11 protein-coding genes, 4 tRNA genes and 1 pseudogene are annotated in these 19,344 nt (G+C 46.8%); 5 read left to right on the top strand and 11 right to left on the bottom strand.

The features are described from left to right. Window positions 1-40 precede the first annotated feature (40 nt). Both EAO36_RS05795 and EAO36_RS05790 read left to right on the top strand, forming a co-directional pair. Window positions 41-448 carry a hypothetical protein gene (locus EAO36_RS05795; RefSeq protein ID WP_185963004.1) on the top strand — a complete coding sequence of 136 codons (408 nt, stop codon included), beginning with the start codon at window positions 41-43 and terminating at the stop codon, window positions 446-448. Further along, on the top strand, window positions 448-1,137 hold the full coding sequence (locus EAO36_RS05790; protein WP_120955832.1) for a 16S rRNA (uracil(1498)-N(3))-methyltransferase: 690 nt from the start codon (window positions 448-450) through the stop codon (window positions 1,135-1,137). The genes EAO36_RS05795 and EAO36_RS05790 overlap by 1 nt, the downstream gene beginning before the upstream one ends. Here EAO36_RS05790 and EAO36_RS05785 read toward each other — a convergent pair. The 7 genes from EAO36_RS05785 to EAO36_RS05755 form a co-directional block, all read right to left on the bottom strand. After that, window positions 1,126-2,985 (bottom strand): primosomal protein N', encoded by a 1,860-nt coding sequence (locus tag EAO36_RS05785; RefSeq protein WP_120955831.1) that lies wholly within the window; start codon window positions 2,983-2,985, stop codon window positions 1,126-1,128. The genes EAO36_RS05790 and EAO36_RS05785 overlap by 12 nt on opposite strands. 34 nt (window positions 2,986-3,019) lie before the next feature. Beyond that, window positions 3,020-4,495 carry a sodium/proline symporter PutP gene (gene putP, locus EAO36_RS05780; protein WP_120948493.1) on the bottom strand — a complete coding sequence of 492 codons (1,476 nt, stop codon included), beginning with the start codon at window positions 4,493-4,495 and terminating at the stop codon, window positions 3,020-3,022. Next, complete coding sequence (locus tag EAO36_RS05775) at window positions 4,485-8,036, bottom strand: proline dehydrogenase family protein (RefSeq protein ID WP_120948492.1); 3,552 nt, start codon at window positions 8,034-8,036, stop codon at window positions 4,485-4,487. Before EAO36_RS05775 ends, putP begins: the two co-directional genes overlap by 11 nt. A gap of 145 nt (window positions 8,037-8,181) precedes the next feature. Next, window positions 8,182-8,258 (bottom strand) — tRNA-Arg (locus EAO36_RS05770). A 6-nt stretch (window positions 8,259-8,264) separates the two neighbouring features. Then, a tRNA-Arg gene (locus EAO36_RS05765) sits at window positions 8,265-8,341 on the bottom strand. 40 nt (window positions 8,342-8,381) lie between these two features. Next, window positions 8,382-8,458 (bottom strand) — tRNA-His (locus EAO36_RS05760). Between the two features lie 15 nt (window positions 8,459-8,473). Beyond that, window positions 8,474-8,550, bottom strand: a tRNA-Pro gene (locus tag EAO36_RS05755). A 518-nt stretch (window positions 8,551-9,068) separates the two neighbouring features. Here EAO36_RS05755 and EAO36_RS05750 point away from each other — a divergent pair. Continuing rightward, window positions 9,069-11,399, top strand: a complete 2,331-nt coding sequence (locus tag EAO36_RS05750; protein WP_120955830.1) for a TonB-dependent receptor family protein — start codon at window positions 9,069-9,071, stop codon at window positions 11,397-11,399. 33 nt (window positions 11,400-11,432) lie between these two features. Here the strand turns inward: EAO36_RS05750 and EAO36_RS05745 are convergent, their stop codons facing one another. Beyond that, on the bottom strand, window positions 11,433-13,502 hold the full coding sequence (locus tag EAO36_RS05745) for a methyl-accepting chemotaxis protein (RefSeq protein ID WP_120948508.1): 2,070 nt from the start codon (window positions 13,500-13,502) through the stop codon (window positions 11,433-11,435). A 117-nt stretch (window positions 13,503-13,619) separates the two neighbouring features. Beyond that, entirely contained in the window at window positions 13,620-14,924 is a 1,305-nt protein-coding gene (gene selA / locus EAO36_RS05740; RefSeq protein ID WP_235852384.1) for an L-seryl-tRNA(Sec) selenium transferase, read from the bottom strand. A gap of 61 nt (window positions 14,925-14,985) precedes the next feature. Between selA and speA the strand changes: the two genes are divergently transcribed. Together speA and trpB are read left to right on the top strand one after the other, a co-directional pair. After that, a complete protein-coding gene (gene speA, locus EAO36_RS05735) occupies window positions 14,986-16,863 on the top strand; it encodes an arginine decarboxylase (protein WP_120948491.1) in 1,878 nt (625 codons plus the stop codon). 18 nt (window positions 16,864-16,881) lie between these two features. Next, window positions 16,882-18,141 (top strand): tryptophan synthase subunit beta, encoded by a 1,260-nt coding sequence (gene trpB / locus EAO36_RS05730; protein ID WP_120948490.1) that lies wholly within the window; start codon window positions 16,882-16,884, stop codon window positions 18,139-18,141. On the opposite strand, the gene EAO36_RS05725 is transcribed toward trpB, so the two are convergent. Both EAO36_RS05725 and EAO36_RS05720 read right to left on the bottom strand, forming a co-directional pair. Then, a complete protein-coding gene (locus tag EAO36_RS05725) occupies window positions 18,138-18,968 on the bottom strand; it encodes a hypothetical protein (protein ID WP_120948489.1) in 831 nt (276 codons plus the stop codon). The two genes, trpB and EAO36_RS05725, sit on opposite strands and share 4 nt — an antisense overlap. Continuing rightward, a pseudogene (locus EAO36_RS05720) lies at window positions 18,969-19,344 on the bottom strand (hypothetical protein); the annotation flags it as partial. It lies immediately after the preceding gene.

Raw genomic sequence — 19,344 nt, 5'->3', positions numbered from 1 at the left:
TTTTGGAGGGGGTAGGGGCTGGGCCCCCTTTTTTAAACCGATGGCAACACAGGCTTTAATCGATGCCATTAACTTCCACGCTTTTTGCATGGGCTTAGGCCCGCTGATTTTTGGGGCTAATTTGTTTTGGTTGGGGTATCTGAAAAATTATGCCACGCTCAATAAACGCCTCTATGCCATGATGGTGATCGTGTTCATGTGGGTGGCCATCGGGTTTTTTAGCGGGGTTTTTATTTGGGCGATGCAGGGCTTTAGCGGGTCTTTAAAAGTGCTCTTGATGGGTCTTGCGTTGGGGCTTATCAGCCTAGGGGAAATCCAGCGCATTAAAAAACTCAAGCACGCGCGCATAAAAGAGGCATACATGCAAAAATATATCCGCTGGTCTCAAGGACTCTACACGCTCAATCTTTTGCTCTCTAGTGCATTTTTTATCCCCCAAATTTTTTAATGCGTTTTCTCTACCACCCCCAAGCCAAAGCCCCCGAAGTGCTCTTAGAAGGGCAGGCTTACCGCCACCTTTATTTGAGCCGCCGCACGCCCGCTAGCCAAAGCATTGCCATGCGCAATCTGCAAGATGACAACTTGTATTTTTACAAACCCGTTACGATCCATAAAAAATACGCCCTTTTAAGCTTGCAGTCAGCCCAAGAGAGCCGGATATGCCCCACCCACCCCATACATCTTATTTGGGCGATCATCCATTTAAAAAATATTGAAAAGGTCTTGCCCTATCTTAACCAAATGGGGGTTAGCCAAATCAGCTTTTTTTATGCGGCTTATAGCCAACACGATGAAAAACTAGACACCCCCAAAATGGAGCGTTTCCAAAAAATCTTGATCGCCTCATGCGAGCAGAGTGGACGCAGCGATTTGATGGCTTTAGAGGTGTTGGGCAACACCCAAACAGCCCTAGAAACCTACCCTAAAGCCTGTGTCTTTGATCTAGGCGCGCCTAGCATGCCTGCTCAAAAAAGTCTAAAAAATGGGGTCATCATAGGTCCTGAAGGGGGGTTTAGCCCGCCAGAGAGGGCGTTATTTGCCAGCAGAGAGATTTATAGCACGCCCTCCCCTTTGATTTTAACCAGCGAGGGGAGTGCCCTCTACCTAGCAGCTTTGGGCGGTGCTCTAAATGTCTAGGGGGTCTAGCACAATTTTAAAATCTGCTTTGAGTTCTTGGAGTTGGTGCAACATTTGCAGTAAAGAGGGCGTTAAGCTTGCACTTAATAAAATTTCATAGCGGTAAGACTTGGCGATCTTAGCCACGCGTGCAGGGCCTGCCCCTAAAACCTGCACACCGAGGGGTAAAATCGACTCGATGTGTGTTAGCATAGCCTGCATCTTTTCTTGAGCCTTGAGCTCACTGGATGCGCTAAAGGTTAGCTGGGCTAGGCGTTTAAAGGGGGGGAAGCTTGGCACGCGCATTTTAAGCTCCTCTTGCAAAAACACTTCATAATCTTGGATATAAGGGCTTAAAAAAGCTTGATTGCGTGTTTGGATCAAAACCTTCCCCTTGTTTTTACGGGCACTGCGCCCGGCAATTTGGTGCATCAAGCTCACCCCCTGTTCAAAGCTAGCATAACTCCCATTGTGCAAGATTTCATCTAGACCCAAAATAATAGCCAAATTCACTTGGGGGTAATCATGCCCCTTGGCGATCATTTGCGTGCCAATTAAGATGTCTATTTCTTGGGCTTTGAGCGCGTCTAAGATGTGCTGGATTTGGGTATTAGTGTGGGTGTGATCCTTGTCTAAAATGCCTATGCGGGCATGGGGTAGGAGTTCTTCTAATTCTTTTTTAATCTGCTGCGTACCCATGCGTTTGCCCTGCAATAAATCATGTTGGCAGTGAGGGCAAATACTGGGAATCTGTTCGCTGTGTTGGCAATAGTGGCAACGCATGCATTGATCTTTGAGGTGTAAGCTCATATTGACACTGCAAAAAGGGCAACACACCCCCTGCCCGCACGCTTGGCACAAGAGTTTTTTAAAATGCGCCCGGGTGGGCACAAAAATCATGCTTTGTTGCTTGTGATCCAAAGCCTCTTGCAAATGCGCGCATAAAAAAGGGGTGATCGCGCTGTTGTGATCTTCAAAGATGATTTCTTTATGCGTGTCAAAAAAACGCCCCTTTAAACGCACCAAGTGCTGGTTTTTTTGCGCCATGTAGTAACTACGCAAACTAGGGGTGGCTGAACCTAGAATCACTTGGATGGGCATTTTGGTGGAGAGATAGAGGGCACTGTCGCGGGCGTGGTAGTAGGGGGCTTGGTTGGATTTGTAAGAATGATCATGCTCTTCATCGATGATGATGAGTCCTAGATTTGGCATGGGCAAAAAAAGCGCGCTGCGCGTGCCCACCACGATACGCACTTGCTGGCGGTGTAGTTTGTCTAAAAGTTCTGTTCTTTGTGCTGGCTTGAGCTTGCTATGCCACAAACCCACCAACGATCCAAAGTTGTCTAAAAGCGTGCGGTAAAGCTGGGGGGTTAGAGCAATTTCGGGGAGTAACAAAAGCGCGCTTGACCTTTCTGAAAGCTTGCTTGCGATCAGATGGGCGTAAATATGACTCTTGCCACTGCCCGTATCCCCAAAAAGTAAGGCTTGTTTGAGGGGGTGGAGGGCTTGATAGGCTTCTTGTTGGGCAGGGCTTAGTGGGGTTTGTGGGCAGGGACTAGTGCTCTGGATGGGGGGTAGAGGGGGGTTTTTAAAGGGGTAAAATAGGGGTGCAACCACGCCTAGTTCTGCACAATAATAATGCGTGATGAAGCGTAATAGTAGCATTTGGTGGGGGTTAAAATAGGTGTTGGTGGGGGTGGCTAGCTTGCATGCAAACTGGGGCTTAGGGCACTCTCCTAGCACCACGCCTAAAACTTGGCGTTTTTGGAGGGGGATTTTGACCAAAGCACCTATCTCTAGGCTTGCTTGGCTTTCATAGGTTAGGGGCTTGGTTTTAGCAAAGGGAGCAATGGTGTAAAACAAGGTCAGCCCTTCATGATAGCCAACTATACTATGGGGTGGGTTACCCCTTTCTGATCTCTTGCATCACCCGATCAAAGGCCTCTTTTGTGCCCGGACGCACGGGACTTAGCAAACTAAAAATAATGATGGCCAAAGAGCTAGCCAAAAATCCGGGCACGATCTCATAAATGTCCAAAAAGCCCTTGCCAAATTTATCATATAAGATCACCATGCCCGCCCCAAAGACCATGCCCATAATCGCCCCTAGGCGTGTCATGCGCGCCCAAAAGAGCGAAAAGAGGATCACGGTTCCAAAACTGGCCCCAAAGCCCGCCCACGCATAAGACACGATTTTAAGCACGCTAGCGTTGCGATCTTGAGAGATAAAAAAGGCAATACACGCCACGGCTAGCACAGAGGCGCGGCTGACCACCATAACGGTTTTAACCGGGGCTTGCTTGTTAAAGACTTTGGCATAAAAATCCTCAGCGATGGTTGAGGAGCTCACTAAAAGCTGGGAGCTAGCCGTGCTCATCACAGCCGCTAAGATTGCGCTTAAGAGAATCCCGCTCATCCAAGGGTTAAATAGGGTTGCGCTCATTTCAATGAAGATTTTTTCCGGATCGGCTAAGTTGAGATGGAATTTAGTCACATACGCTACACCCAAGAGCCCAATCAAGCAAGACCCCGCTAGACTAATCCCCATCCAGCCAATCCCAATGGCGGTTGCTTGGGGAATCTCTTTGATGGAGCGAATCGACATGAAACGCACCAAAATATGGGGTTGTCCAAAATAGCCCAAGCCCCACGCCAAACTAGAGATCACCGCCACAATAGAAGTCCCCTGTAAAAAGGTGAGATTTTCAGGCTTGATTTTGGCAATCGTGGCAAAACCCGCCTCAAATCCACCCAAGTGGTAGAGCATCATGCAGGGCACCACAATGAGCGCACCCATCATGAGCAAGCCTTGGATTAAGTCTGTCCAACACACCGCCTTATAGCCCCCTAAAAAGGTGTAGGTAACAATGATCAAAGTGCCCACAATAAGGGCATGGGTGTATTTGACCCCAAAGGTGGCTTCAAAGAGTTTAGCCCCACTCACCAGCCCTGAGGAAACATAAAAAGTAAAAAAAATCAAGATCACGATCGCCGAGATGAAGCGCAGAATGTGCTTGTCATCGCTAAAGCGGGTTTCAAAGTAATCCGGGATGGTGATCGAATTGGCGATCACGCTGGTATAGACTCGCAGGCGTTTAGCCACCAGCGACCAGTTGATAAACGCCCCAATGGTTAATCCAATGGCAATATGGCTATTGACCAACCCGCCCACATACAACGCCCCGGGCAAGCCCATTAAAAGCCACCCGCTCATATCGCTTGCCCCCGCACTTAAGGCACTAATCACAGGTCCCATGGAGCGATCGCCCAAAAAATAATCTTCGGTGGTTTCATTCTTGCGGTAAAAATAAAACCCAATGTAAAGCATCAAAACCGAATAGAGCACAAAGACGATTAAAATCTGGTAGCTAATGTGCATGCGCGTCCTTTGCTTTAAGCCCGCGTGCACCCAAATTTCCATAGCGGTGGTAAGAAATGCTGACTGATTTTTCTAGATGGTAATTGAGTAGCTCAAAACGCCCACAGGTTAGAGGTTTGGCATTGGCCACTACAATACCTAAATCTGCACTGGCCTGGTAGAGTGCGTCTAAATTTCTACCAAAGTAGCGTATGCGCCCAAAATCGCCCAATTTGGCACAAAAGTCCTCCAAACTCTCGTAGCAAATGGTGGGGTTGAAGTGGTGCTTGATATATTCCAAGCACTCTAAGAGCGTGGCAAAATGCAGATTATCCACATCGCTAGATAAGCTGATAGTTAAGGGGATTTGACTCACCGCAGCCCCCATCAAGACGCTAAAGAGTTCCAATAAGCCATCTTCAGGGCGCACGCGGTAGCCAATGCTAGAAACTTTGGTATAAGAAAACCAATTCTCCTCACCGCGGATCTGCACAAAATCCCTTTTTTGGTTAAACTCGTGTTGCTCGTAGTGGGCATAACTTTTAGCCATTTGCACGATTTGGTTGTGTGCATTTTGGTGGTGCTGGTTAAAAGACTCCAAGGCTTGGATAAAGGGAGTCGCGCTCACATCGGTAATGGGGGTTGCATTGGGCAATTCTCCAATCTCTACAAACTGGGTAACATAGTTGTAAATCCCCACCTTGCGCCCTAGTCCCACAGCGGATTTTTTAATCCCCCCAAAGGGTTGGCGCAAGACAATCGCTCCGGTGCTGGGCTTGTTGATATAGACATTCCCCACCTCAATATGCTCGGCATAATACTCCCATTCGCGCTCATCTAGAGACTCTAAAGCCCCGGTTAAGCCATATCCAGTTGCATTGGCAATCTCAATGGCCTCTTTAAGGTCCTTGGCCCGCATCACGGAGAGCAAGGGCACAAAAAGCTCGGTGGTGTGGGTGTAATCCCCAGACTTGGTGCCGTATTTGATACAGGGTTTCATCAAGTAGGGGTTATTATCCACAAACTCGGGTTGCAACACCCACTCTTCATGCTCGCCAATATGGTTTAACGCCTTTTGCACCTTAGCATCTGGAACATCGGCTAGCGTGCCAATCTTGTGCTTGAGTTCTAGGGGGTCGCCTACACTCATGGACTTGGTCGCATCTACTAAGGCGCGTTTGAAATCTGGGTCATTGTAAATCTCCTCCTCCAAGATCAACAGCGAAGTGGCGGAACATTTTTGCCCCGAATTGCTGAAGGCCGAATGGATGATATTTTTAACCGCTTGATCGCGATCGGCCATTTTGGTAACAATGGTGGCGTTCTTACCCCCCGTCTCTGCACTCAAATGTAAGGTGGGGTTAGCTTGGAGCATGCGATACGCTGTATCCTCTGAGCCGGTGAGCACGGCAAAACTAATGGCGGGGTCTTTTAAAAGGTGCTTGCTAATGTCCTCGCCCCTAGCGGGTAAGTAAATGAGTGTGTCTCTGGGCACGCCCGCATCCCAAAAGCATTCACACAAGCGATAACCCACCACCGCGCTAAGGCTGGAGGGCTTGTAAATCACGGCATTACCCCCAGCCAGCGGGGCAGCAATTGTGCCTACAGAGATTCCGATGGGGAAGTTCCACGGGGCGACCACCACGCCGATCCCCTTGGGCTTAAAGCGGATATGGGGGTGCTCCTCTAGGAGTTTTTGCAAACTATGGGGGTAAAATTCCAAAAAGTCAATCGCCTCGCTCACTTCCGCATCACTCTCGATGAGGGTTTTCCCCACTTCTAAAGCGCATAGACCTATCAAATCCCCCCGTCTGTCCCTAAAATTTTGCGCCACTTGGGCTAAGATCGCATGGATTTCGCTTAAAGATTTATGCCCAAAGGTGCTCTCTTTGGCCGATTCTAAGGCCTCTTGGATGAGGTTTTCATTAGCTAGGCTAATAGTGGCGATCTTTTTATGCGCAATCTTGTCTAGGACATCGATCATTTTGAGGCTTTTAAGGTTATATTCTCTACCAATGATGGGGGCAAGTTCGACAATGGGGGCATTCCTAGCCTTATCCACAACTTTTTTAGCCCATTCCCGATTAGCCTTCAAAATAAAATCGGTGTCACTCTCATTTTTAAAGGGGTTGTTGGGGTAGGCAGAGTGGCTAGCTTGGTGGATATTGCGATCCTGCTTGCGGTGTGTGGTGCTATCCAAGGTCTCTATGCCCGCCAAGCTCTTTAAAAACCGCTCCTCTTGATCTTTCCATGCCGGCGATCCCACGCTGAGATTAAAAAAGGCTTTCATGAAGTTATCGGCCGCGGTGTTTTCATCTAAACGGCGCACCAAGTAGGCGATGGCGTTATTAAAATGCTTTTCATCGCACACGGGCGCGTATAAAATGAGCTTGTGCATCTCTTTAAGTTCTAGGCTAGCCTGCAAACTCATGCCCTCCAACATCTCAAAGCTAAAATGCTCTAGGGCTACTGGATCATTTAAAGTGTGGATACGCGTATAAGCGTAGGCGATCTCAAAGAGGTTATGCGAGGCGATCCCAATTTGGATGTATTTGTAATTTTCATTCTCCAGCACAAAATCTAGCATTTTATTGTAGTTGGAGTCGGTGTCTTGTTTACGTGTGAAAGTGGGGAGCTCCCAGCCCTTGATTGAGGCGATGGTTTCTTCGCTCTCCATATTCGCTCCCTTGACAAAGCGAATCTTAATGGGAGGGAGGTTATTGAGCACTCTTTCTTTAGAAAAGGCATGCAGTTTTTGCAAGTAGGCATAAGAGTCGGGGATATAGGCTTGCAACACGATTCCGGCACTGATGGGGAATTTGGTGATAGACTCCATAAAAGACTCCACCGTGAGCTCTAAATCCCTAAACTCCTCCATGTCTAGGTTAATGAACTTGTCAATCCCATGTTCTTTTTTTTGCTCTAGGGCTAGGGCATAGAGGGTGTCTAGGCGCTTAACCACCTCTTCTTTAGAGCTCTCAAAGTCAATGATATTAATTTGGGAAAAAATCGTGGTGATCTTGATAGAAATGTATTTGATGTAGCTAGACTTGATCGCCTCTTGGTATTTGTGCATGCGGTAAGCCGCCTCCGATTCCCCCAACACTTCCTCACCAATCAAATTGATATTCAGCGTGATGTGCTCAGCTTCGCGTTTTTCAATCATGCTTTTGAGGCTATCGCTACTCTCATCTAAGACCAACCCTTTTGTGTCATGGCGAATCCGATTGACAAAAAAAGGCACGCTCATGGAGGGGGCAAGCTTGCCCACGCTCAAAAAGCCCGCCAGCAACAACTTTTCAAAGCTGGTGAAAAAATCCGCAATGCCGTATTTCTTAAGTGTGTATTCAATGAAATCAAAGCGCGCGTGGTTACTATGAGCTCTAAAGCTACGATCCAGCAACTCAATGAGCATAACCTTATGCGCGGGATTGTTCAAGAGTTTTTGCATTTTGGCATGGAAGGATCGTTCCTCACTGCTCAAGTGTTGCGTGATCTTGGTTTGCAGGGTCCTAGCAAGGGCAAGGGCAGATTGGATGATTTCACTAGCAGGTTGTTGCATGTGGGCTCCATTAATAAGAATTGTGGCTAATTGTGCAGACAAATAACCTAACTTGTGGAGTATAAAATACTTGGGTTAATGATCCTTGCCTGCTAGGATCGCAAAAAGCCGTGCCAAATGAGGTGTTAAGATTTGAAACAAAGGGTGGTACGCTTGGCAGGACTTGAACCTGCGGCCTACGGCTTAGAAGGCCGTTGCTCTATCCAGCTGAGCTACAAGCGCACGGGGTGGTACGCTTGAAGGGAGTCGAACCCCTAACCCCCAGATCCGAAGTCTGGTGCTCTATCCAATTGAGCTACAAGCGCATAAAAGTAAAATTTTGTAAGAAAAAAGGGAGTTTGTTAATGGGGTGGGTGATGGGGCTTGAACCCACGACCCCCAGGACCACAATCTGGTGCTCTAACCAACTGAGCTACACCCACCATTTTAAAGAAGACTGGTCGGGGCGAAAGGATTTGAACCTTCGACCCCTTGGTCCCAAACCAAGTGCGCTACCAGGCTGCGCTACGCCCCGCTATTCTCACAAACAAACGCCCATTTTAGCTTAAATTTGCTGTGTTGTCAAGGAATGGGGGCTAAAATAACAAGACACCAACTCAGAATCACTTCTAAAAGTCTTGACAAAATAAAATTTTTCGAGTAGAATACCCGCCGTGTTTGTGCAACACCCCTTAAAGAAACAATGCGCATTGTTCCTCACATTGGCTCAATCTTTTTAGCTGTTGGAGAAGATTGATTCCGCTGTTTTATTGCTGTTCTGCCACTCCTAATGGATTTGATCAAAATCCCTTAAACCTTTATTTTGCGGTGTGGGTTTGATGCCCAACCGCGACGATTATACCACCCAAAGATTAACCGATTGACAAGTCAAGATGTTTTAAATTAGAATTTTGAATTTTTAGCCCAGTTCCGCATAAATCCAGACTTGATGCCCCCTCTTAGCCCAATTTAGGGCTTTTTTCATTATTAATTCAATTCTTATAATTGTTTTTATATAATCCATATCTGTAATTTTTTTTCAAAAGGTTTTTAATGAAAAAAGTCATGGTCGCTCTTTGGGGGGGGTGTTTGTCTGTGCACAATTTACAGGCTATTGAAACCAAGCACTTACAAAGGGTGGAAACCACAGGGGCTAGCTTCAATGAAGAAGCCCCTAAGAGTTGGCGCAGTCCGGAGGTGAAAAACTATTTGGGTAGCCAAACCGTCATCTCGCACAAACAACTCACCCAACAAGCCAACCAAAGCATTGAAGAAGCTTTGCAAAATGTGCCCGGGGTGCATATCCGCAACGCCACCGGTGTAGGGGCGGTGCCTAGTTTCTCCATACGCGGGTTTGGGGGCGGGGGCTCGGGGCATAGCAATACGGGATTGATCTTAATCAATGGGATTCCGGCATATGTCGCGCCCTATGTGGATATTGGCATGCCCATCTTCCCGGTTACTTTCCAATCTGTGGATCGTATCAGTGTGATCAAGGGCGGGGAGAGTGTGCAGTATGGACCTAATGCCTTTGGCGGGGTGATCAACATCATCACTAAGCCCATTCCTCATAAATGGGAAAACCAAATCTCTGAGCGCATGACGGCTTGGGGGCGGGCAAGCAATGGGGGTTTTGCCGGACCAGCTAGCAAAAACCAATCTTTTATCCAAACCCTTGCCAATAATTTTTTATACAACACCTATTTAAAAAGCGGGGGCATGTTTAATAATCATGTCGGTGTGCAGGTCCAAGCCAATTACATCGCCGGGCAGGGTTTTCGCATGGATAGCCCCACCAATATCCAAAACTACCTTTTAGATGGAATTTACCAAATCAATGAAAACCATAAGATCACGGCTTACTACCAATATTATAAATTTTTCTTAACCGATCCGGGCTCTTTGGGTGTGCAAGCTTATGAGCAAAACCGCTTCCAAAACAACCGCCCCAACAATCAAAAAAGTGGTAAGGCGATGCGCTGGGGGGCGGTGTATCAGACCTTTTTTGGCGATACAGACAAACTGGGCGGGGATTTCACGCTCACCTACTACGGGCATGACATCAGTCGGGATTTCCAATTTGACTCCAACTTCCTCAATGTCAATACAAACCCTAAATTGGGTCCTGTCTATACCAATCAAAACTACAAGGGGTATAACATTGGCGATCACCCCCGCAATTATCTCATCAACGCCATTGAGCCCAATGTGAATATCACCTTAAACACCAAACACATGAGGCACACCTTTAAAATTGGCATGCGCTACATGGCTAGTGATATGCGGTTTCGATTCTTGCAAAATGAATGTCTATCTGTGAATAATGGCACTTGCCAAATGTCCGGATTCTTATATGACAAAAAAGCAAGCCAAAATTTGGAGATGTTTAATAATTATATCGTGGGTTATGCCAGCTATAAAATGGAATTTTTTAATGGTAAGCTCACCCTCATTCCGGGCTTCCGCTACACATTCTTAGATTATAAAAAAGTGTTGCCTGAAAATGTCAATCCTAATACGGGTAGCTTCACTGAAACTAAGGTTGTCAAAAAAACCGATAACCAGTATAGCCCGGCTTTCAATTTGGGCTACAAGCCCTTGAAAGATTGGGTGATGTATTTTAACTACCGCCGTAGCTTCATCCCCCCCCAAGCCAAATCGGTGAGCATTTTTTCCACCAATTACAACCAAATTTTCAATGAGTTTGAGGTGGGGTCGCGCTATTCCTACAAAGACCTCTTGAGTTTTAATGCCAACTACTTTGTCATTTTGGCACACCACTATTATAGTGGCGGGTATGGGAGCAATGCCTTAGATATTGATGCTAAGAGTCAGGGCGTGGAATTAGAGCTTTACTACGCTCCCATTAGGGGTTTGCAATTCCATGTAGCTTATACCTACATTGATGCGCGCATCACCAACAACGCTAAAGATAATCCTAGCTATTTTGAGGGCATTGTCAATCAATCCTTTAATCTCAAGGGTAAAAGATTACCCTATGTGAGCCCCAATCAATTCATCTTTGACATGAGCTATACCTATAAGAAAACTACCTTTGGTTTGAGTAGCTATTTTTATAGCCGTGCCTATTCCTCCATTCTCAACCAGGCTAAACCCCAAACCGCTTGCTTCTACTTTGGCTATAAGATCGATGGAGCAAGCTTTGGCTGTAATAGTGTTGGGCTCTTGCCTTGGTATTGGGTGTGGAATGTGCAACTCAGCCAAACATTTTGGCAGGGCGGACGGCACAAAGTTACGGGGAGTCTGCAGGTCAATAATATTTTTGACATGAAATACTACTTTAGGGGCATTGGCACTAGCCCCACAGGCAGGGAGCCCGGCCCGGGCCGCTCGGTTACGGTGTATTTGAGCTATGAGTTTTGAAAACAACGCCAACGCCAAAGGCTAGGTATCTCTTTAGAACTTCTTGCGTTGTACATCCTCAACAATCTGGGCAGAGATGTCATCAATCCCCTTAGAAACCTCTTGGGAATCTTGGGCAATGGCTAGGGAGCTGGCCGTATCTTTTTTAAACTCCTCTAGGACGGTGTTAATGTTCTGCACGCCACTAGATTGTTCTTGGATGCGTGCGGAAGTGTCTGCAATGCTTTGCACCAAGACATTGATATTGCTTTCCACCTCGCTCAAAGATTTTTGCGTGCGCTCGGCTAGCTTTCTGACCTCATCAGCCACCACCGCAAACCCGCGCCCATGCTCGCCCGCACGGGCGGCTTCTATGGCGGCATTTAAAGCCAGCAAGTTAGTTTGCTCAGCAATGTCGCGGATGATCTCCACGATGTTTTTAATGTCCTGACCTTGTTGGATCATCTGCGTGCTTTGTTGGGCTATTTGCGTGATTCCCCCTGTGATCTCCCCAATACTCAAAATGGTTTTATCCAAACTGCTATTTTGGCGCACCGCAATTTCATTGAGTCGATCGACACAAGAGTTAAGTGCATTGACCTTGCCATCTAGCTCTTTGGCAAAACCAGCCGAAGTGCTGAGCATGCGTCTGGTTTCTAAGCCCAACGCATCCACGGCCTTTTCCATTTGTGCGCTTGCTTGGGGAATCCCCTTTCTAAAATCAAATTGGGAGTAACGCTCAAAGGCATCGTGGAGGGTTTGCATGTGCAAGCCAATACTCTTTTGCATGTAAAGAATGATGTTATTAAGATTGGTTTTGAGTGCGGCTAGAGAAGGGTTATGGGGCTCTGCGCTAATGGTTTGGCTAAAGTCCCCACTCTCCACTTTTAAAGCCACTTGGATACTATTTTCCACCGCTTGGTTGTCCTGCATGATATTTTTTTGGATTTCTTGAATGCTTTGGTTAATGCTCTCTTGCATCCGCCCCAATTCGTCTAAATTCCTAGCGGGCACGAGTTGGATATTCTCCGCTGAAACCTCACGGCGCAGGATTTTAAAGAAGTTGTGTAAATTATCCGAAACAATCCCGATGCGTTTGATTATTAAGGTATAAATGAGCGCGTAGATAACCCCGATCACCACCAATAACCCAACAATATTGGTGATTGCCAAAGTGGCGCGGATCGCATCCACATCTCTAAAAATCCGCTTTTCGCTACGCACCCCAACCACCCCCCAAAACCAAGGCATGTCACCAACACTCTTGCCGATCACCCTAAAAGGATAGATGGCTGCATAGGAGGTCAAGCCGCTCACTGCAGAACGCACCATCATCACATCGGGCTTGCCACTTGCAATAACGGGAATTCCCTCATCAGAAAAAGTCTTGTGGAACTTTTCCCAAGAGGTGTTGCGCAGTTCCGGGTGTTTTTCAACATAGAGTAAAGTCCCATCTTGGGCGATCAGGTTAAATTTTGTTTCCCCCACGCCATAAGATTTGAGCACAAGTCCAAAACGATCGATATTGACAAACAAGATCACCGCCCCCCTAAAAGCCCCATGGGCATCCTTGATGGGGTAGGCTATATCGATACCATAAATCTCGCTTTTGTCTTGCATGGTGCGCACATAGGGCTTACCCAGCACCATTTTATTCTCCCTTTTACTCTCCAAATAAAGCGGGTTTTCATAAAAATACGGGGCTTTTAGCTCCACAATCTCGCCATTCCCGTTCAGACTATTAGTATCGCCTACTTTAACCTGTTCTAGCCTAAAAGCCCCATTTGGGTCATGTTCTAGCCCTATGGCGAGCGCGTTGATCGCACGGGTGTTGTACAGATAATCGCTTAAGAGTTGCTTTTTAAAGGGGGCTTCTTGAATCGTGTTGGCTAAAACACCGCGCAAGGAGACAAGACGCATAAAAGTCCGTGCAATGCTATCTTGCACGCCCTGCCCGGCATTGCGCACCTGAGCTTGGAGGCGGTTGATTGCCTCTGCTTTCAAAATACTTTCTACATGATTTATCACAAAATAAAAGATCGCCAGCATCAAAACCACCAAAACAGCCACAATACTCGCTACGATCTTAGCCCTTAGCGAGGCGTGCTTGAAGCGTGCAAACATAAAAAGCCTTTCATTGTAAATTTTCCCCATGATAGCAAAAAATATGATAGTCTTAGTGGCGATCCCTTTTTTAAAACCCCAGCGATGACCAAATCACCCAAAATCCACCACAAGGGGTTAGGGGCTTTTTAAAATCTCTTGCACAAAGTGTGTGATGGCAAAAAAATCCTTTTCAAAAAGTGCGCAAACATCGAGCACCACGCAATCAGAGCGCACCACTCCAGCCACGCCCCTTTTATAGAGGGCATGGTAGAGGGCTTTAGAATCTATATTAGCCTGTATTTGCACCCCAAAACTCTCTAAATCCTCCATCTGCACGCCCCCGCCTATACGCGCCTGAGTGGGGATCACAAAGGCTTTTAAGCCGGCTATCTGGCTTAAAGCGCGGTGCAATTTCAAAGCTTTATTGAGCAAAACATCCTTATCTTGCTCTAAAAAAGCTTGCAAAGGGGTTTTTTGCCCTTGTAAATAGCCTTGTAGGCTTTTGGTGAGTAAAAAAAGCGTGATCTTATCCACCCTAAAGGCGCGATAAAGCGGGTGTGCGCGCATGGCTTCTATATGCTCCCTCTCCCCTAGCACAATCCCGGCTTGCACGCTCCCTAGCAATTTATCCGCGCTAAAGCTCAAAAGATGCGCGTTTTTAAGGGCTTTTTTAGTGTGTTCCAAACTTTGCACACTCCCCAAATCCTCATAAAGGACAAGACCCTTTTCTTGGGCTAGAGCAAAAAGAGATTTAGAGGGCACGCTAGCCACAAACCCTTGCATGGAAAAATTGCTCCAATGCACGCTAGCAAGTAGCGCGCTGGCATCGCTGCAAGCATTCTTATAATCGCGCAAATAGGTTTTATTGGTGCTCCCCACTAACTTAAGGTGGGTTACACTCTCCAAGAGTTCATGGGCGCGAAAACCCCCCCCAATTTCGACCAACTGCCCATAAGAAAGCAAGGTTTGTTTGCGCTTAGATTTAGGGGCAAATACGCTCGCCACTAACACCAGCGCGCTCGCGTTGTTGTTCAGAATGAGCGCGTCCGGGGCGTTGAAAAGTGCCTTTAAGAGATTTTGCGCCTGAAAAGCGCGCTCAAAACGCATAGCCCGTTCTAAATCCACCTCTAAATCCACATAACCGCTTAAAATTTCCAATTCTCTAAGCGCGCCACTCTCCAAAGGCGCGCGCCCTAAATTGGTGGAGAGCAACACCCCTGTGGCGTTATAAACCTTCTTAAAGGGGGGAGCTAATAGAGCCTCATAGCGCGCTTGGAGCGCACCGCACCACTGGGCTAGGTTTTCATAGCCACATTGATTTTGCCGGCATTCCTCTAATAATGCATTAGCCAAAGCCTTTAAGATCGCGCGATTGCAACCTACAAAACAAGGGGCATTTAACAACGTGTGCATAGCAGGGGGGTGTTTGGGTGCTTTCATGGGGTGATTCTAGCACACAAAGAGGCTTTTTTTGTTATACTGCCACTTTTAAAGGGATGGCATGCAAACTTATGGCTTAGAATATTGGGGTAGAGAGGATTTTGTGATTGAGGGGGGGTTGGTTAAACTCAATGTGGGGAGCAAGCCTAGCTTAATGGAGATTGTGATGGAGTTACGCGAACAGGGCTTTAAAGGTCCCTTGCTCTTGCGTTTCCCCCATTTGATTGAAAAACAAGTCAAAGAACTCTTTAACATGTTTTCTAATGCCATTAGCCAATACCACTACAGCGGGGCGTTTAAAGCGGTCTTCCCCTTGAAGGTCAATCACATGCCCCATTTTGTTTTGCCCCTAGTGGAGATCTCTAAGGCGTTTAAAGGGCATTATGGTTTAGAGGCCGGGAGCAAAGCCGAATTAATTTTGGCGATGAGTTATATCCAAGAGGGCGCGCCCATCACGGTGAATGGGTTTAAAGACAAGGAAATGATTGAGCTGGGTTTTATTGCCTCTAGCATGGGGGCAGATATTACGCTGACCATAGAGGGACTAAGCGAACTTAAGAGTATCTTAGAAGTGGCATTAGAGAATAACACCACAGGGGAGAATGCCAAACTCTGCCCCAAAATCGGGATTCGCGTGCGCTTGCACAGCTCAGGGGTGGGGATTTGGGCTAAGAGCACGGGGATTCACGCCAAGTTTGGGCTAGCCAGCACGGAATTACTGGAGGCGATGCGTTTGTTAGAAGAACACGCCCTATTAGGGCAACTGAGCATGATTCATTTCCACATTGGTAGCCAAATTAGCGACATCACGCCCTTAAAAAAGGCACTCAAAGAGGCGGGGAATATTTATGCTGAGTTGCGCAAAATGGGGGCGTTTAATCTTAAGAGTGTGAATATTGGCGGGGGACTAGCCATTGAATACTCCCAGCACAAACACCAATGCGAGCGCAATTACACCCTAGAGGAGTTTGCCGGCGATGTGGTCTTTTTGCTCAAAGAGATTGTGAAAAATAAGAAGGAGCTAGAGCCTAATATTTTCATCGAATCGGGGCGTTTTATCAGTGCTAGCCATGCGGTCTTGGTCGCTCCCGTGTTGGAGTTGTTCTCTCAAGATTATGATGAAAGCATTCTGCGTCTTAAGGAGACTAACCCGCCCCTAGTAGCTGAAATGGAGGATCTCTACCACAATATCAACGCCAAAAACGCCATTGAATATTTGCATGACAGCTTGGATCACATGGAATCCCTTTTTACCCTCTTTGATTTAGGCTACATTGATTTGCAAGATCGCAGCAATGCGGAGGTTTTAGGGCATTTGATCATCAAAAAAGCCATTGGGTTTTTTAGGCACAAAGATCACAGCGACATTATCCGCATTCAAGAACAGGTGCAAGAACGCTATTTGTTGAATTGCTCTTTTTTCCAAAGCTTGCCGGATTATTGGGGCTTGAGGCAGAACTTCCCAGTCATGCCCTTACACAAATTAGATCAAGAGCCCACTAGGAGTGCGAGTTTGTGGGATATTACTTGTGATAGCGATGGGGAGATTAGCTTTAATAAAAATAAGCCCTTGTTCTTGCACGAAGTGGATGTGCGTCAAGAGGAGTATTTTTTAGGGTTTTTCTTGGTGGGGGCTTATCAAGAGGTTTTGGGCATGCACCATAATCTTTTCACCCACCCTACTGAGTGTTGCGTGCATGTGCATGCTGTAGGCGCGCCTGAGCCCTTTTCAATCAGCCATATTTTGGAAGCCCAAACGATTTTAGATGCCCTAGAGGATTTGGAGTATGACACCAAAGAGATGGAGCGCATTTTGAAACAAAAGATCGAGGAGAGTGCGCTTTTGGATAGCGAGGAGAAAAAGGAGGTCTTGGGGCGTTTGTATGTGATGCTGAGTGAAAATGGGTATTTGCGCACTCTGGCCTTGCAAGAATTATAAAACAAAAAAGAGGTCTGTATGTCTAAACCTAGTCTGTTTCTCAAATCCCAAAATATGTTTTTTGGGGAGCATTTTGGGGGCATGTTTGTGCCCGAAAATCTCAAAGATGCCCTATTGGAGTTGGCTAAGGCCTATGAAAATATCTTGCCAACACCCCAATTCCAAAACACCTTTAAAGACTTATGCACGCATTTTATTGGCCGCCCAACGCCCTTGATCTTTGCTAAAAACGCTTCGGCGATCTTGGGCAATGAAATTTATTTAAAATTTGAGGGTCTAGCTAATACCGGGGCGCATAAAATTAACAACGCCTTGGGGCAGGTCTTATTGGCTAAGATGATGGGTAAAACAAAAGCCATCGCTGAAACCGGGGCGGGCCAACATGGTCTAGCCACTGCAAGCGCGTGTGCTAAATTGGGCTTAGAGTGCCATATTTACATGGGGGCCAAAGATGTTAGACGGCAACGCCCCAATGTGTTTAACATGGAACTTTTAGGCGCGCATGTACATGCAGTTGAGAAAGGCGATCAGGGCTTAAAAGATGCTGTAGATGAGGCACTAAGGGCATGGAGTGAGCAGGTCGCTAGCACGCATTATGTGCTGGGTTCGGCTGTGGGACCCTACCCCTATCCGGATTTGGTGCGGGATTTACAAAGCGTGATTGGCAAAGAGCTAAAAGAGCAGATCAAGGGTTATTTTGAGGGCTTGCCCGATATGTTGGTGGCATGCATTGGTGGGGGGAGCAATGCGATGGGTTTTTTTAGTGCCTTTCTGGAGGATTGGGGGTGCGCCCTTTATGGCATAGAGGGCGGGGGCAGGGGGACTAATTTAGGCGAACACGCCACGCGTATGCGCCCGGGTAAGAAAATGGCGATCGCACATGGATTCCAGAGTATTTTTATCCAAGATGATCAAGGCAACTTGGCTAAAACCCATTCGATCAGTGCGGGGTTGGATTATGTGGGGATTGGCCCACAAATTGCGCATTTGGAAAATATCGGGCGTTTGCATTGTTTGAGTGCTAGAGACGAAGAGGCTTTGCACGCCCTGCAATTCTTTGCCAAACATGAGGGCATCATTGCAGCTTTAGAATCCAGCCATGCCCTAGCGGGAGTGTTAGAGTTGAGCAAGAGTGTTAAAAATAAAAAGATCATCGCACATGTTTCTGGGCGTGGGGATAAGGATATTTTTATCACTGCCAAACATGCCCACCCACAGAGATGGCTGGAATTTTTAGAGCATGAGACTTTAGAGTTAAGAGAAAAATTAAATTCTTAATGCCTAGAGGCTTCTAGTAAAACCTTGATTCCCCCTTTAAGGACAATGGGGTTTTGCATGTCGCTGATCTTAATAAAGCGGACTTCACTGGGGATGGAGACACTGATTTTAGAGGTGGGGTTTTTCTCGTAAATAAAGTCGCGCATGCGCAAAGAAGAATCAAAAAAGCTAATTTGGGGTTGCCAATCGGGGTTAGCAATGATGCTTAACTTGCCACTATAGGCCATATCTAGCCAATACTCTCCGCTAATTTCTTTGAGGGTTCTAAAATGCCCCGTGGGGATAATGGAGATGGCGTTAGCCAGTTTGGGAGTGCGTACTTGGAAGGCATAATGCCAATTTTGCAAATCATCGCGTTTGACATCGCTAAAATCAAAGCCCTTTTTGGCAAATAACTCGCCTAAAAGCGTGGGGTCTAGGGCGTATTCGGTGCTAAAGCCAAAGGTAGCCTTGCTCCAATCTTGTTTGTGCTCCATCTCTAGCACCATCACATAAGAATAGCCCATTAAAGACAGCACGCTTTGGATGGTCTTTAAAAGCAAGAGGGGGGAGCTTTGGGCTTCAAAACTCACGCGTAAGGTCCCGGGTTGTTTGAATTTGAGGGGCAAGAGGCCATTGGCCTTGAGCGTTTGCAACACTTTTCTCACCTGCAAATTACCTTGCTGGTCGTAAAAACTATTGGGGTTACTAAAAACCCGATCGATAAAATTACGGTTAGTCAAATAAAAGCGATCGCCAATGAGATTTTGAATCTTATCCTCTAGCGCACCCCCAAAAAGAAGGCTTGTGGTGCTGATGGAGAGGATGAGGTATTTTAAAGGGTTCAACTAGGGGCTCCGTTTTCTATAAGTTGAAAGGCTAATGCGGGTGAGTCCATTTTTAGGGGTGTATAAAAAGCGCAAGGGGCGATCCCGACTAGAATCCAAATCTTCCCCATTGGCTTTAATAGATAAATTGCCATGCCCAAAGGCTATGAGCCATTTATGCCCATGGGTTTCAAAGGTGTAGGTTTCTTTGATGATCGCTTGGGTCTTGTAATGGGTGTCTAGGTCAATACGTTCCATCCACACTTCCTCTTTAGGGGTGATCACAATGCTGTCATCTTGGGGTTCTGGAGTGCTTGCCTTTTCTTTTTGGGGACTTGGGGGAGGTGTTGGGGTGGGCTTAGTTGTGGGCGATGTAGCCGGGCTTGGTGGGGGGGGT

This window comes from Helicobacter mehlei (assembly GCF_003660265.1).
GTDB classification, from domain to species: Bacteria; Campylobacterota; Campylobacteria; order Campylobacterales; family Helicobacteraceae; genus Helicobacter; species Helicobacter mehlei.
This window is presented reverse-complemented; position numbering and strand designations above follow the sequence as displayed.

What these genes read in the sequence shown, in the direction of transcription:
- speA (WP_120948491.1), top strand. Translation starts at nt 14,986, where the DNA reads ATGCAAACTTATGGCTTAGAATATTGGGGTAGAGAGGATTTTGTGATT.
- EAO36_RS05795 (WP_185963004.1), top strand. Translation starts at nt 41, where the DNA reads ATGGCAACACAGGCTTTAATCGATGCCATTAACTTCCACGCTTTTTGC.
- EAO36_RS05775 (WP_120948492.1), bottom strand. Translation starts at nt 8,036, where the DNA reads ATGCAACAACCTGCTAGTGAAATCATCCAATCTGCCCTTGCCCTTGCT.
- EAO36_RS05790 (WP_120955832.1), top strand. Translation starts at nt 448, where the DNA reads ATGCGTTTTCTCTACCACCCCCAAGCCAAAGCCCCCGAAGTGCTCTTA.
- putP (WP_120948493.1), bottom strand. Translation starts at nt 4,495, where the DNA reads ATGCACATTAGCTACCAGATTTTAATCGTCTTTGTGCTCTATTCGGTT.
- trpB (WP_120948490.1), top strand. Translation starts at nt 16,882, where the DNA reads ATGTCTAAACCTAGTCTGTTTCTCAAATCCCAAAATATGTTTTTTGGG.
- selA (WP_235852384.1), bottom strand. Translation starts at nt 14,924, where the DNA reads ATGAAAGCACCCAAACACCCCCCTGCTATGCACACGTTGTTAAATGCC.
- EAO36_RS05745 (WP_120948508.1), bottom strand. Translation starts at nt 13,502, where the DNA reads ATGTTTGCACGCTTCAAGCACGCCTCGCTAAGGGCTAAGATCGTAGCG.
- EAO36_RS05750 (WP_120955830.1), top strand. Translation starts at nt 9,069, where the DNA reads ATGAAAAAAGTCATGGTCGCTCTTTGGGGGGGGTGTTTGTCTGTGCAC.